At 67.2% G+C, this 14452-nt stretch carries 14 protein-coding genes; 5 read left to right on the top strand and 9 right to left on the bottom strand.

The genetic code is table 11. The annotated features are described in order from the left end of the window. The first annotated feature begins 126 nt into the window (after positions 1 to 126). The gene (locus AC07OH_RS04205) at positions 127 to 1002 is read left to right on the top strand and encodes an HAD-IIA family hydrolase (RefSeq protein ID WP_495299717.1); all 876 of its coding nucleotides are present in this window, start codon (positions 127 to 129) and stop codon (positions 1000 to 1002) included. Here AC07OH_RS04205 and AC07OH_RS04200 read toward each other — a convergent pair. After that, positions 939 to 1868 carry a MurR/RpiR family transcriptional regulator gene (locus AC07OH_RS04200; RefSeq protein WP_492678533.1) on the bottom strand — a complete coding sequence of 310 codons (930 nt, stop codon included), beginning with the start codon at positions 1866 to 1868 and terminating at the stop codon, positions 939 to 941. The genes AC07OH_RS04205 and AC07OH_RS04200 overlap by 64 nt on opposite strands. A 136-nt stretch (positions 1869 to 2004) precedes the next feature. Here AC07OH_RS04200 and AC07OH_RS04195 point away from each other — a divergent pair, with 136 nt between their 5' ends. Together AC07OH_RS04195 and AC07OH_RS04190 are read left to right on the top strand one after the other, a co-directional pair. Continuing rightward, a complete protein-coding gene (locus AC07OH_RS04195; RefSeq protein ID WP_495299716.1) occupies positions 2005 to 2313 on the top strand; it encodes a hypothetical protein in 309 nt (102 codons plus the stop codon). Beyond that, positions 2310 to 2663 (top strand): VOC family protein, encoded by a 354-nt coding sequence (locus tag AC07OH_RS04190; protein ID WP_070060357.1) that lies wholly within the window; start codon positions 2310 to 2312, stop codon positions 2661 to 2663. Before AC07OH_RS04195 ends, AC07OH_RS04190 begins: the two co-directional genes overlap by 4 nt. A 91-nt stretch (positions 2664 to 2754) precedes the next feature. On the opposite strand, the gene AC07OH_RS04185 is transcribed toward AC07OH_RS04190, so the two are convergent. The 8 genes from AC07OH_RS04185 to urtA form a co-directional block, all read right to left on the bottom strand. After that, positions 2755 to 3105: an alpha/beta hydrolase gene (locus AC07OH_RS04185; protein ID WP_489057068.1), complete on the bottom strand. Its 351-nt coding sequence runs from the start codon at positions 3103 to 3105 to the stop codon at positions 2755 to 2757. A gap of 231 nt (positions 3106 to 3336) precedes the next feature. Then, entirely contained in the window at positions 3337 to 3681 is a 345-nt protein-coding gene (locus tag AC07OH_RS04180) for a zinc ribbon domain-containing protein (RefSeq protein ID WP_495299715.1), read from the bottom strand. Positions 3682 to 3685: 4 nt separating this feature from the next. Continuing rightward, positions 3686 to 4918 carry a formamidase gene (gene fmdA, locus AC07OH_RS04175; RefSeq protein WP_495299714.1) on the bottom strand — a complete coding sequence of 411 codons (1233 nt, stop codon included), beginning with the start codon at positions 4916 to 4918 and terminating at the stop codon, positions 3686 to 3688. A 24-nt stretch (positions 4919 to 4942) separates the two neighbouring features. After that, a complete protein-coding gene (gene urtE, locus AC07OH_RS04170; RefSeq protein WP_070060401.1) occupies positions 4943 to 5632 on the bottom strand; it encodes an urea ABC transporter ATP-binding subunit UrtE in 690 nt (229 codons plus the stop codon). A 15-nt stretch (positions 5633 to 5647) separates the two neighbouring features. Then, positions 5648 to 6391, bottom strand: coding sequence for an urea ABC transporter ATP-binding protein UrtD (urtD, locus tag AC07OH_RS04165; protein WP_062478314.1), 744 nt, complete (start codon positions 6389 to 6391; stop codon positions 5648 to 5650). Between the two features lie 21 nt (positions 6392 to 6412). Continuing rightward, positions 6413 to 7609: an urea ABC transporter permease subunit UrtC gene (urtC, locus tag AC07OH_RS04160; RefSeq protein ID WP_095744995.1), complete on the bottom strand. Its 1197-nt coding sequence runs from the start codon at positions 7607 to 7609 to the stop codon at positions 6413 to 6415. 28 nt (positions 7610 to 7637) lie between these two features. Further along, positions 7638 to 8552, bottom strand: coding sequence for an urea ABC transporter permease subunit UrtB (gene urtB / locus AC07OH_RS04155; protein WP_139701702.1), 915 nt, complete (start codon positions 8550 to 8552; stop codon positions 7638 to 7640). Positions 8553 to 8676: 124 nt separating this feature from the next. Next, a complete protein-coding gene (urtA, locus tag AC07OH_RS04150; protein ID WP_062478305.1) occupies positions 8677 to 9945 on the bottom strand; it encodes an urea ABC transporter substrate-binding protein in 1269 nt (422 codons plus the stop codon). Positions 9946 to 10189: 244 nt separating this feature from the next. On the opposite strand from urtA, the gene AC07OH_RS04145 reads away from it, so the two are divergent. Then, positions 10190 to 13585: a hybrid sensor histidine kinase/response regulator gene (locus tag AC07OH_RS04145; RefSeq protein WP_495299713.1), complete on the top strand. Its 3396-nt coding sequence runs from the start codon at positions 10190 to 10192 to the stop codon at positions 13583 to 13585. Next, on the top strand, positions 13557 to 14450 hold the full coding sequence (locus AC07OH_RS04140; RefSeq protein ID WP_495299712.1) for a response regulator: 894 nt from the start codon (positions 13557 to 13559) through the stop codon (positions 14448 to 14450). Before AC07OH_RS04145 ends, AC07OH_RS04140 begins: the two co-directional genes overlap by 29 nt. The last annotated feature ends 2 nt before the right edge of the window (positions 14451 to 14452 follow it).

Genomic DNA, 14452 nt, shown 5'->3' with positions numbered 1-14452 from the left:
TTTAGGAGGCGCAGATGACAGGAAAATGAAATAAGCTCATTTCAAAATTCAAATTTCACTGAGCAATATTCAATAGAATCCGCCGCCACGGCCGAGCCCCCACGACGGCCCCAATCCCGGAGATCCATGAGCACGCATCACACGACAACAGGGACCCTGAACGCAGGCGCCGTCCATGCGCTGGCGCAGGCCCGCCACCTGCTGGTCGACCTCGACGGCACGCTGGTGCGCCAGCAGGAGGCCATCGACGGCGCGGCCCGCCTGCTGGCGCACTTCCACGACCGCTACGCCATCGTGTCCAACAACTCCACGCACACGGCGCAGGGCCTGTCGGTGCGGCTGCGCAAGCTGGGCCTGCGCGTGCCGCCCGAGCGCATCGTGCTGGCCGGCGAACTCGCGGTGCGCCAGCTGGCGCAGCAGCATCCGCAGGCGCGCGTGCTGCTGGCCGCCAGCCCTGCCCTGCAGCGCTATGCGCGCGCGCAGGGCTGCCGGCTGGTGTCCGCGGAGGCCGAGGCCGACGTCGTGCTGCTGGCGCTCGACATGCACTTCAGCCACGCGCGCCTGTCGGTCATCGCGAACGCACTGCGGCGCGGCGCCAGGCTGATGGTGACCAATGCCGACGCCACACACCCGGGCCCGCACGGGCGCGTGGTGCCCGAGACCGGCGCGCTGCTGGCGGCCGTGGTCGCGGCCAGCGGCGTGCAGCCGTGGTGCGTGGTCGGCAAGCCTGCGCCGCTGCTGTTCGAGGAAGGCCTGCGCCGCCTCGGCGCGCACGCCGGGCGCACGGTGGTGGTCGGCGACAATCCGCTGACCGACGGCGAAGGCGCCGCGCGGCTCGGCCTGGCCTGCGTGCTGGTGGGTGAATCGCCGGGGGCGGTGGCGCCCACGGTGGCCGGGCTGCTCGTGCCGCCCGTCTCAGAAGCAGTGGAACCCGCGCCTCAGTACCGCTTGAGCGAGAGCACGTCGAAGGTCTGGCGCAGCGTGCGCACCGAGGTGTCGTAGTCCGACAACGCCAGGCAGGCGATCAGCACGTCGATGATCGCCAGCTGCGCGAGCCGGCTCGTCATCGCCTCGGTGCGGAAGTTGGTTTCGCGCGCCATGGTGAACAGCAGCACGTCGGCAAAGGCCTGGATCGGCGACTTGCCGAAGTTGGTGATGCACACCGTGGCAGCGCCGGCCTCCTTCGCGAGGCGCGTGGCCGTCACCGTCTCGTGCGTGCTGCCCGAATGCGAAATGGTCAGCACCGCCGTCTTCGCATTCGTGAGCGAGGCGCTGATGGCCTGCACGTGCGAATCGACCACCACCTTGGCATTGAGGCCGATGCGCAGCATGCGGTAGTGCGCATCCTCGGCGATGGTGGCCGAGCTGCCGATGCCGTAGATCTCGATGCGCTCGGCCTTGCGAAACAGCTGCACCGCACGCTCCATCGCCTTGGCGTCGAGCATCGACTGCGTGTCGTGCAGCGTCTGCACATTGCTCTGGAAGATCTTGCGGATCACCGCGTCGGCCTTGTCCTGCGGGTCGAGGTCTTCGTGGATGAACTGCACCGGCCGCACGATCTCCTGCGCCAGCGCGATCTTGATCTGCTGGAAGCCCGTGGCGCCGAGGTTCTTGCACAGGCCGACGATGCTGCCTTCGCTCGAGCCGGTGCGCTCCGCCACCTCGCTGACCGACATGTGGACCACCTCGCGCGGGTTCTTCACGATGAAGTCGGCAATGCGCTGCCCCACGGGGCCGAGCGAGGACCAGAGGGTTTCGATGCGTGCCAGCACAGCGGACACCGGAACGTCGGGTGCCTCGGCGGCGGGCGCCGCGGCAGCCTTGCCGCCGGTGGACTTGGACGTGCGGGGAGTGCTGTTGCGCTTCATGGGCCGCGAGCTTACCCGCCCTCGATGGCGGTTTCACGCACGCGGCTGGCCAGGCTCATGCGGGGTCTTCTATATTCGGCCGCTCCTCATTCGGAATTGGCTGCCTTGTGGTGACCCCCCCGCCCACTCATCTCTCATGACTACCGCCCTCCCCATCGACCGCCGGCTGCAACTCATCTCCGACACCCGGGTCGAGATCTACTGGTTCGCATCGAACGGATTCCTTCGCGCGGTGCTGGGCACGCACGATGGTCCGCAGTGCGCGCCGTCGTTTCGCTACCGGGTGCTTTCTGGCGACAGCATCGAGCTGATCGGCGCCGACGGCATCATCGACACGTGGACCCGCATCCGCATCGAAGGTGACCTGCTCCATGCCGAATCCGGCGGCAAGCCCAAGGCTTTCCGCATCGCACCCGAAACCGTCGAAGAGAGTTCCAAGCAATGAAAGTCAAACGACTGGTCGCCAACTTCGCGACGCAGGATGTGGCACGCGCACAGGTCTTCTACGCCGACGTGCTCGGCCTCGATCTGCTGATGGACCACGGCTGGATACGCACCTACGGTTCGCAGGCCGAGATGAGCGTGCAGGTCAGCTTTGCGTCTGAAGGCGGTTCGGGCACGCCAGTGCCTGACCTTTCCATCGAAGTCGACGATGTCGACACGGCGCTTGCGCGCATGCGGGCTGCCGGCTTTGCCATCGAATACGGCCCGGTCGACGAACCCTGGGGTGTGCGCCGTTTCTATGTCCGCGATCCGTTCGGGAAGCTCGTCAACGTCCTTGCACACGCCGCCTGACGCGCGACGTCCCAACGAAAAAACGGGCCGCAAGGGCCCGTTCGTTCTTCAGGCAGCCGATGGAAGCATCGGCTTGCCGCAGCGACCTGGCTTACAGGCCAGCCTGGCGCGTGAACGACACGCTGGGCTTCTTGTAAGCGGCCGGCACTTCGTCGCGGTAGAACGCGCGGCGGTCGAGGCTGGCGAGCGGGTCGTGGGCCTTGGCGACGGCTTCAGCGCGGATCGTCGAGCGGTCGGCGGTCGAGGTGAAGGTCTGTGCGCCGGCAGTGGCGCCGTCGCTGTACTCGTTGCCGGCACGGGCGGCGGCCACGGCTTGCGACGCGACGTCCGAACGCGAGAGGGTCGAGTTCACGGTGTGCACGCCGTCATAGGTTTCGGCGTGGGCACCGGCAACAGCCAGGAGCGAGAGCGCAACGGCGGCGAGGGTCTTCGAGGCATTCATTTCAATCTCCTTCAGGTGGTGTGTCGATGGGATGAAGTTTGAACCTGAAGCGCCCCAAAAAACCGCAGCAAAAGGAATCGCGGCGTTCACGGGATTGAAACAATCGCGCGCCGCCCGCGCATGCGATGCGGTACCCGGAACCCTCTCCTCCAGAGGGAACGCACGAGAAAGTTCTCGCTGCCGGCATTCCTTGCATGCGCCTAGCGCATGCAAGGAATGCACGCCGGACCCTCAGTGCGAGATCATCCAGGGCCGCCGCGACGGGGCCGATTTCGCCCCGTTCGGCGCGGTCTGCGTGGCACTGCGCCGCGACGATCCCGCGCAGCAACCGCAGCCCGAGGGATGCCGCAGCCGCGCGTAGTCGCGCGAGCTCGCGGGCTCGTGGCGCGCGCGTTCGTTGGTGGCCATCGCATGGCGCGTGTCGGCGGCCATCAGCGCCAGGCGCGGCGCGGCCGTGAACACGCGCGGCGAGGCCGAGCCGCAATCGGGGCAGGCAGCGGGCTCGTCGCGCTGGCCCGAAGGCCGCAGCGATTCGAAGCCGCCGCACTGCCCGCAGGCGTAGTCGTAGGTCGGCATGGCGTCAACGCAGGTCGTGCGACAGCGGCATGTCCACGCTGCCGTCGATGAACTTCACAGGCCCCGAGGCGTTCGGGTTGATGTCGAAGTCGAAGATGCCCGTGGGCAGCCACAGCGTGGCGCACGAGTTGGGCACGTCGACCACGCCGCTGATGTGGCCCTGCACGGGCGCGGTGCCCAAAATCGAATAGGCCTGCGCGCCCGAGTAGCCGAACTTCTTCAGGTACTCGATGGCGTTCAGGCAGGCCTGGCGGTAGGCCACGTTCACGTCCAGGTAGTGCTGCTTGCCGCTCTCGTCGACCGAGATGCCTTCGAAGATCAGGTAGTCGTTGTACTGCGGCGTGATCGGGCTGGGCTTGAAGATCGGGTTCTTGATGCCGTACTTGGCCATGCCGCCCTTGATGAGCGTGACCTTCATGTGCACCCAGCCGGCCATCTCGATGGCGCCGCAGAAGGTGATCTCGCCGTCGCCCTGGCTGAAGTGCAGGTCGCCCACGCTCAGGCCCGCGCCGTCGACGTACACGGGAAAGAACACCTTCGAGCCGCGCGACAGGTCCTTGATGTCGCAGTTGCCGCCGTGTTCGCGTGGCGGCACGGTGCGCGCGCCCTCGGCTGCCGCCTTCGCCCTCGCCTCGCCGGTCATCTTGCCCATGTGGGCGGTGCCGGCGAACGGCGGGTTCGCGAGGCCGGGCACGCGGTCCGGGTCGGTGGCGATGAGCTTGCCTTCGCGCTCGTTCCATAGGTCGAGCATCGGCTTGTCGGGCAAGCAGCCGATCAGGCCCGGGTGGATCAGGCCCGCGAAGTTGACGCCGGGAATATGGCGCGAGCTCGTGAACATGCCCTTGAAGTCCCAGATCGATTTCTGCGCTTCGGGAAAGTGATCGGTCAGGAAGCCGCCGCCGTTCTTCTTCGAGAAAAAACCGTTGAAGCCCCAGAGGCTGTCCTGCTTGGCGCCGATGTCGAGCAGGTCGACCACCAGCAGGTCGCCGGGCTCGGCGCCCTTCACACCCACCGGGCCGGAAAGGTAGTGCACCGTGCTCAGGTCGATGTCGCGCACATCGTCGGCGCTGTCGTTGTTCTTGATGAAGCCGCCGGTCCAGTCGAAGGTCTCCAGGATGAAGTCGTCGCCCGGGTTGACCCAGCAGGCCATCGGAATGTCCGGGTGCCAGCGGTTGTGGATGTTTTCGTTCTCCGTGGGCGGCTTGGTCAGGTCGACCTTGATCAGCGTGTCCGTCATGTGCAGTGGCTCCTGGGGTTGTGGTTAGACAGAGAGATAGGCTTTGATGTGGTCCACATCGGTCTTGTCGCGCGCGGTCTCGTGCACGAGCCGGCCGCCTTCGATGACGAACAGCCGGTCGGCCACGTCCATCGCGAAGCTCAGCACCTGCTCGGACACGACGATGGTGATGCCGCGCAGCTTGCGGATCTCGTTGAGCGCCTTGGCGATGTCCTTGATGATCGAAGGCTGGATGCCTTCGGTGGGCTCGTCGAGCAGCAGCACCTTCGGGTCGGTGACGAGCGCGCGCGCAATGGCGAGCTGCTGTTGCTGGCCGCCCGAGAGGTTGCCGCCCTTGCGGCTTTTCATGTCCCACAGCACGGGGAACAGCGCGTAGATTTCCTCGGGGATGCGGCGGGTCTTCGAGTTCTCCAGGCCGGTCTGGATGTTCTCTTCCACCGTCAGCGTCGGGAAGATCATCCGGCCCTGCGGCACGTAGGCGATGCCCTTGGCCACGCGGCGAAAGCTCTCGTCGCGCGACACGTCCTGCCCCGCCACTTCGATGCGACCGCTCTTGATCGGCAGCACGCCCATGAGGCTCTTGAACAGCGTGGTCTTGCCCATGCCGTTGCGGCCCATGATGGCGATGGTTTCGTTGGCATGGCCCACGAACGAGATGCCGTGCAGCGCCTCGCTCTGGCCGTAGGCGGTGTGCAGGTCGTCGACCTTCAGCATGATGGTGCTCATGGTTCAGTGCCCCAGATAAACGTCGATGACCTTCGGGTCGGCCTGCACCTTCTCCATCGGCCCTTCGGCGAGGATCTTTCCCTGGTGCATCACGGTGACCTTGTGCGCGATCTGCTTGACGAAGGCCATGTCGTGCTCGATGACGATCACCGCGCGGTTGCGGCAGATGCGCTGGAGCAGGTCGGCCGTGAGTTCGCGTTCGCGCGCGCTCATGCCCGCAATGGGCTCGTCGAGCATCAGCAGCTCGGGCTCCTGCATCAGCAGCATGCCGATCTCCAGCCACTGCTTCTGGCCGTGGCTCAGGAGGCCTGCTTCGGTGCCGAGCTTGTCGGCCAGGCCGATCTCCGTGGCGATGGCCTGCACCTTGCCCTTGACCTCGTCGTCGCACTGGAAGGCCAGCGCGCCGAACACCGAGCGCCCTTTCGGGAACGACACCTCCAGGTTCTGGAACACGCTGAGGTTCTCGTAGATCGACGGCGTCTGGAACTTGCGCCCGATGCCCAGCCGCACGCGCTTGTGCTCGGCCATCTTCGTGAGCTCGGTGTTCTTGAACTTGATGCTGCCGGCGCTGGCGCGCGTCTTGCCGCAGATCAAATCGAGCAGCGTGGTCTTGCCGGCGCCGTTGGGGCCGATGATCACGCGCAGCTCGTTCTTGTCGATGTACAGCGTCAGGTCGTCGATGGCCTTGAAGCCGTCGAAGGAGACGCTGAGGTCTTCCACGGCGAGGGCGAAGTCGGTGTTGCTCATGAGGTGGGGCTCCGGTGTCGGTCAGGCGCGCTGGCGGCCGATGCCTTCGGGCAGCACGGGCTCGGCCTGCGGCGCGGCGACGGGTGAAGGGGCCGACACGGCGGCGGGCGGCGGCTTTGTCGCGGCGTCGCGCAGGGCCTGGCGGCGCGAGGCCCACCACGGCTTGATCGTGTCTTCCCACAGGCCCGCCAGGCCCATCGGGAAGGCCATGGTCACGCCGATGAAGAGCGCGGCCATCAGGAACAGCCACAGGTCGGGAAAGCTCTCGGAGAACAGCGTCTTGCCCGCGTTCACCAGCAGCGCGCCGTACACCGCGCCCACCAGGCTCATGCGGCCGCCGACGGCGCAGAAGATCACCATTTCGATGGAGGGCACGATGCCCACGAAGCTCGGCGACATGAAGCCCACCTGCAGCGCGAACATCGCGCCGCCGATGCCCGAGAGCCCGGCCGCCAGGCAGAAGGTGAAGACCTTGAAGTTCGACACGTCGTAGCCCGAGAAGCGCACGCGGTCTTCCTTGTCGCGCATCGCCAGCAGCAGCGTGCCCAGCTTGCTGGTCTGCACCCAGCGGCACAGCACGATGCTGGCCACCAGCAGGCCCACGCAGACGTAGTAGAGGATGTACTTGGCGCTGTCGGTGCGCGTGTCCCAGCCCAGCAGCGTCTTCAGGTCGGTCATGCCGTTCACGCCGCCCGTGTAGCCCTGCTGGCCGATGATGAGCACGGTGCAGATCAGCGCCACCGCCTGCGTGATGATCGCGAAGTACACGCCGCCCACGCGGCGCTTGAACATCGCGAAGCTGATGAGCCAGGCCAGCGCCATCGGCGCCAGCACCACCAGCGCCAGGCTCAGCGGCAGGCTCTTGAACGGCAACCAGAGCGCGGGCAGCTCGGTGATCTGGTTCCAGTCCATGAAGTCCGGAATGCCGGGCGTCGACTGGATCTTGGTGGTGATCGGGTCGGAGGCTTCGAGCTTCAGGAACATCGCCATCGCATAGCCGCCGATGCCGAAGAACACGCCCTGCCCCAGACTCAGCACGCCGCCGTAGCCCCACACCATGACGAGCCCCACGGCCACGAAGGCGTAGCTGAGGTACTTGCCCACGAGGTTGAGGCGGAAGATGTCGAGCGACAGCGGCAGCACCACCGCGAGCAGCAGCACCAGCAGCAGGAGGCTGCCGAGCTGGTAGCGCCGGATCGAGGCCTTGAGGAAATTCATCGGGAGGTTCTCCGGGAAGAAATCGGGTTCAACGGCGGACCTTGACTGCGAACAGTCCCTGCGGTCGCATCATCAGAATCAAAACGATCAGCGACAGCGTCAGCACCTTGGCCATCGAGCCGGTCATGAAGAACTCCGAGATCGACTGCGTCTGCGCAATGCCGAAGGCCGAGACCACGGTGCCCAGCAGGCTGGCGGCGCCGCCGAAGGTGACGACCAGGAAGGCGTCGACGATGTACAGCGAGCCCGAGGTCGGCCCGGTCGAGCCGATGGTGGTGAAGGCCGCGCCCGCCACGCCGGCAATGCCGCAGCCGATGGCGAAGGTGAGGCGGTCGGTCTTCTTGGTGTCGATGCCGGTGGCGTTGGCCATGGTGCGGTTGGCCACGGTGGCGCGCACCCGCAGGCCCCAGCGGCTCTTGTGCAAGGCGATGAGCACGCCGCCCGTGACCAGCGCGGTGAGCGCCAGCACGAAGAGGCCGTTGATCGGAATGTCCAGGCCTTCGTGCGGCGTCCACGAGCCCATGAGCCACTCGGGCAGCGTGGGGCTCACCTCCTTCGGGCCGATGAAGGTGCGAAAGATCTGTTGCAGGCCCAGGCTCACGCCCCAGGTGGCGAGCAGCGTGTCGAGCGGGCGCTTGTACAGGTGGCGGATCAGCGCCCACTCCACGAGCCAGCCGGCGATGAAGGCGAACACGAAGGCCAGCCCGATCGCGATCGGAAAGTAGTACGGCATGAGCGAGGGCGCCATGCGCTCGGTCACCTGCGCGGCCAGGAAGATCGAGTAGGCGCCGATGGTCATGAACTCGCCATGTGCCATGTTGATCACGCCCATCTGCCCGAAGATGATCGCGAGCCCGAGGCCCATGAGCAGCAGCACCGCAAAGAGGCTCAGCCCCGCGAAGCCCTGCATCAGGCCGATGTTCATCATGTCCGAGAGGCTCATTGCGCAATATCCGGTAAGGGTCAGGGAACAAGTCGTGAGACACCGCGGAACCGGCTTTGCCGGGCCGCAGGTGTCGCCCCCTTGAGGGGGAGGCGGCTACACGAAGTGAGCCGCTTCGGGGGAGTTACTGATACCCCTTGGGGAACGGATCGGGCTTGATGAGCTCGCCCGATTCGGCAACCACTTTGAAGCTGCCATCCAGCTGCCCCTGCCCGATGCGCGCCTTGCTCCACAAGTGATGGTTCGCATCCAGCTTCACGTAGCCCTCCGGCGCCGTCTTCAGCTCGATGCCCGGCGATGCCGCCACCACCTTGTCGATGTCGAAGCTGCCCGCCTTCTCCACCGCCGCCTTCCACAGCCACGGTCCGAGGTAGCCCGCCTGCGTCACGTCGCCGATCACCGCGTCCTTGCCGTACTTGGCCTTGAAGGCGGCCACGAACTTCTTGTTGTTCTCGTTGTCCAGCGTCTGGAAGTACTTCATCGACGAGTAGAAGCCCGCGAAGTTCTCGCCGCCCACGCCGGTCATTTCGTCCTCGGTCACGGCCAGCGTCAGCAGGAACTGCTTGTCGCCCGTGATGCCCGCGGCCTTGAGCTGCTTGTAGAAGGCCACGTTCGAGCCGCCCACCACGGCCGCAAAGATGCAGTCGGGCTTGGCCACCTTGATCTTGTTGATCAGCGAGTTGAAGTTGGTGTGGCCCAGCGGGTAGTATTCCTCGCCCTTGACCGAACCCTTCTGGAAGTTCTCGATGTGCTTGCGCGCGATCTTCATCGAGGTGCGCGGCCAGATGTAGTCGGAGCCGACGAGGAAGAAGGTCTTGGCCTTCTTCTCCTTCGCGCCCCAGTCCAGCCCCCAGATGATCTGCTGCGTGGCCTCCTGCCCCGTGTAGATCACGTTCTTGCTCTGCTCCAGGCCTTCGTAGAAGGTCGGGTAGTACAAGAGGCCGTTCTCTTTTTCGAACACCGGCAGCACGGCCTTGCGCGAGGCGCTGGTCCAGCAGCCGAACACGGCGGCGACCTTGTCGTTGACCAGGAGCTTCTTCGACTTCTCGGCGAAGGTCGGCCAGTCGGAGGCGCCGTCTTCCTTGATGACCTTGATCTTGCGGCCCAGGATGCCGCCCATCGCGTTGATCTGGTCGATGGCCAGTTGCTCGGCCTGGATCGAGCCGGTCTCCGAGATGGCCATGGTGCCGGTGGACGAATGCAGCTGGCCCACCGTGACTTCGGTGTCGGTCACCGCGAGCTTGGTGGTGTTGACCTTGGCCGTGGGGAACTGACCCTGGCCGAAGCTCAGGCCGCTCAGGCCCATCACGGGCAGCGCGGCGGCGCCCTGCAACAGACGGCGGCGGCGCAGTGCCATGGCATCGAGGGAAGAAGGATCGGAATCACGCGACATCAGGAACTCCAGGCAGGTTGAAAGAAGAGTGAGCCGCGCACCATCGCAGTGCATCGGACGGTGCTGCGAGCACCATGGCTGGTACTTTAGAAATCACTTGCCTCTGCGCGAATACGTCATTCAACGTAGCGATGCGCCCCTGCCCGGGCCGCAGACTCGCGAGCAGACAAGGCACGGGACCGCAGGGAGCGCTTCTTGCTGTACCTGCCGCATGCCACCGTTGCCGCCGCCGCGAGAACCCGCCATGACATCCGTCTCCGGACAGAAGATCTTTCGCATCCGCCGCGACTACAACGCCTGGGTCGCGAACGAAACGCTGGAGGACTACGCGCTGCGCTACACGCCGCGCAGCTTTCGCAAGTGGTCGGAGTTCCGCGTGGCCAACGCGGCCTTCGGCGCCACCTCGTTCCTGGCACTGGAGGCCATCGGTGGCGCCATCGCGCTGAGCTACGGTTTCTCGAACGCGCTGTGGGCGATCCTGGTGGTGGGGCTCATCACCTTCCTCACGGGCCTGCCCATCTCGTACTACGCGGCGCGCCACGGCGTCGACATGGACCTGCTCACGCGCGGCGCGGGCTTCGGCTACCTGGGCTCCACGCTCACCTCGCTGATCTACGCGAGCTTCACCTTCATCTTCTTCGCGCTCGAGGCGGCCATCCTGGCGCTGGCGCTGCAGATGTACCTGGACTGGCCGCTGTGGCTGCTGTACCTGGTGTCGTCGATCGTGATCATTCCGCTGGTGGCACGCGGGATCACGCTCATTTCGGGGCTGCAGCTGTGGACGCAGCCGATCTGGATCGTGCTGTTCGTCTGCCCCTTCATCGCGGTGATGGTGAAGAAGCCCGAGCTGTACGCCGATTTCACCGGGCTCGTGGGCCGCACCTCGGACAGCAGCGGCTTCGATCCGCTGATGTTCGGCGCGGCGGCCACGGTGGCTTTCTCGCTCGTGGTGCAGATCGGCGAGCAGGTCGACTACCTGCGCTTCCTGCCCGAGAAGACCGCCGCCAACCGCGGGCGCTGGTGGACGGCGGTGCTGGTCGCCGGGCCGGGCTGGATCGTGCCGGGCATGCTGAAGATGATGGGCGGCGCGTTCCTCGCCTTCCTGGCGCTGCAGCACGAGATACCGGCCAACCACGCGATCGAGCCCACGCAGATGTACCTCACGGGCTTCTCGTACGTGCTGCGCGACCCGGCATGGGTGCTCGGCATCACGGTGCTGTTCGTCGTCGTGTCGCAGATGAAGATCAACCTGACCAACGCCTATGCGGGCTCGCTCGCATGGTCGAACTTCTTTGCGCGCCTCACGCACAGCCACCCGGGGCGCGTGGTGTGGCTGGTGTTCAACGTGGCCATCGCGATCCTGCTGATGGCACTGGGCGTGTTCGCCGCGCTGGAGCACGTGCTGGGCTTCTACAGCAACATCGCCATCGCCTGGGTCGGCGCGCTGGTGGCCGACCTCGTCATCAACAAGCCGCTGGGCTGGAGCCCGAAGACCATCGAGTTCAAGCGCGCGCACCTGTACGACATCAACCCCGTGGGCCTGGTCGCGATGCTGGTGGCGGCGGCGCTGGCGATGCTGGCCTACTCGGGCGCGCTGGGCCAGTGGGCGCGGGCCTTCTCGCCCTTCATCGCGCTGGCCACGGCCATGGCCGTGTCGCCGCTGCTGGCGTGGCGGACGCGCGGGCGCTACTACCTGGCGCGCACCGACATCGACCGCTGGACGCCCGGCCAGAGCGTGAAATGCTCGGTGTGCGACAACAGCTTCGAGTCGGAAGACATGGCGCACTGCCCGGCCTACAGCGCGCCGATCTGCTCGCTGTGCTGCACGCTCGAATCGCGCTGCCACGACCGCTGCAAGACCGACTCGCGCGCGGCCGAGCAGATGAGCGGCTGGCTGCAGGCGCTGCTGCCGCCCGCGCTGTCGGCGCGGCTCAACTTCCGCGTCGCGCACTACCTGCTGGTCGCCACCTCGCTCATCGCGCTCTTGGCCACGGTGGTGGGCGTGGTCTACGCGCAGGAGGCCATCGCGGGCACCATCGATTCGGCGATGGCGACAGCCTTTTTGAAAGTGTTCGCGCTGCTCTCGGTGGTGGCGGCCGTGGCCGCGTGGTGGGTGGTGCTGGGCAGCGAGAGCCGGCAGATGGCGCAGGAAGAATCGAACCGCCACAACAACCTGCTCGCGCTCGAGATCGAGGCCCACCGCCGCACCGACGCCGCGCTGCAGACCGCCAAGGAAGCCGCCGAGGCCGCCAACCAGGCCAAGACGCGCTACGTGGCCGGCATGACGCACGAGCTGCGCACGCCGCTCAACAGCATCCTGGGCTACTCGCAGATCCTGCTCAAGGGCGGCGACGCGGCCCTGCCACCGCGCGAAGCGGTGCAGACCATCCACCGCAGCGGCGAGCACATGCTGGGCCTCATCGACGGGCTGCTCGACCTGGCGCGCATCGAGGCCGGGCGGCTGCAACTGGAGCCCTCGCCGCTGGCGCTGCCGGCCTTTCTCGACCAGGTGGTGCAGATGGTGCGCCCGCAGGCCGAGGCCAAGGGCCTGGCGTTCGTCTACACGCATGCGGGCCGGCTGCCGCCGTGGGTGCATGCCGACGTGAAGTGGCTGCGCCAGATCCTCATCAACCTGCTGACCAACGCCGTGCGCTTCACCGACAGCGGCACCGTCACGCTGCACGTGGACGCGCGGCGCGAGGTGCTGCGCTTCGACGTGGTCGACACCGGCATCGGCGTGGCGCCGCAGGACCGGCAGCGCATCTTTTTGCCCTTCGAGCGCGGCGCCGCGGGTCGCCGGCGCGGCGAGCCGGGCACGGGGCTGGGTTTGACGATCACCGGGTTGCTCACCTCGCTCATGGGCGGCGAGCTCAAGCTGGCGTCGACCTCGTCGGCGGGCAGCACCTTCAGCGTGCGCGTGTACCTGCGTGAGGTGGCTGACCCCGGCCCGCAGGCGGGCTCGCGCGAGCCGGTGTCGGGCTACCTGGGCGAGCGCCGCACGCTGCTGGTGGTGGACGACCAGCCGGTGCAGCGCCAGATGCTCGCCGGCATGCTCGCGCCGCTGGGCTTCACGGTGCGCGAGGCGGCCAGCGGCACCGAGTGCCTGGACAGCCTGCGCGAAGAGCTGCCCTCGGCCATCCTGCTGGACCTGACGATGGACGACATGGACGGCTGGCAGACCGCGCGCTCGGTGCGGGCCTCGGGCTTTGCCGAGCTGCCGATCATCATCGTCTCGGCCAACATGTTCGAGAACCAGGCCGACCGGTTGCGCGCCGCGGGCTGCCAGGCCTTCGTGGGCAAGCCGGTGATCGAGTCGGAACTCATCGCCACGCTGGAGCGGCACCTGGGCCTCGAATGGCTGGCGACCGGCGATGCCCTGCCGCCTCCCGCCGACCCCGACCTGGCGCCGCCGCGCCCGCCCCTGCTCGCGCTCGGCGAAGACGACCGCGCCGACCTCATGCGCCTGGTGCAGATGGGCCATGTGCGCGGCCTGCACACCGCGCTCGACCGGCTGGCCGCCGCCTCGCCCGCCGCGGCGGCCACCTGCACCTGGCTGCGCGGCATGGTCGCGCGCTTCGAACTCGACACCCTCCGCAACGCACTGGCAGAAGATGCAGACACTCCCCTCGCCCGGTCATGAACCCGAACGCCCCGTCGTGCTGGTGGTGGACGACGCCCCCAGCAGCCTGGGCATGCTGTGCGACACGCTCGAGGCCAGCGGCTACACCGTGCTGGTGGCGGCTGACGGCGAGGCCGCGCTGCAGCGGCTCGAGCTGGTGGTGCCCGACGCGATATTGCTCGACGGCCTCATGCCCGGCCTCTCGGGCTTCGAGACCTGCCGGCGCATCAAGGCCAACGCGGCGCTGGCGCACATTCCGGTGCTGTTCATGACCGGCCTGTCGGAAACCGCGCACGTGGTCGAGGGCTTCGAGTGCGGCGGCGTCGACTACGTGGTGAAGCCGATCCGCGCGCAGGAGGTGCTGGCGCGGCTGCACACCCACACGCGCAACGCCCGCATCACGCGCATGGCGCGCGACGCGGTCGACGTGGCGGGCATGGGCGTGGTGTTCGTCGACACGCGCGGGCGCATCGCCTGGCGCTCGCCGCAGGCCGCGCTGTGGCTGCATGCACTCGAAGACCCGGTGGCGCCGGGGCGCCTGCCCGCGTCGGTGGAGCCCGCGCTGGCGCCGGGTGCATCGATCGCCATCGGCACCGCCACGGGCATGCGCCTGTCGGTGCGCAACCTGGGCGCGGCGGCGCTGGGCGAGACCATGCTGCTGTTCGCCCTCCAGCGCGAAGGCCCGGCCGCGCGCCTGGCCGACGCGGCCCTCACGCCGCGCGAGACCGAGGTGCTGTCGTGGCTCGCCAAGGGCAAGACCAACCGCGACATCGGCGAGATCCTGGGCACCAGCCCGCGCACGGTGAACAAGCACCTGGAGCACATCTTCGAGAAGCTGGGGGTGGAGACCCGCGCGGCGGCTGCGGCGCTGGCGAGCGGCATGTAAAC

This window comes from Variovorax sp. GW821-FHT10C12 (assembly GCF_059415405.1).
Note: the sequence above shows the minus strand (reverse complement) of the source record. Positions and strands in the feature narration are given on the sequence as shown.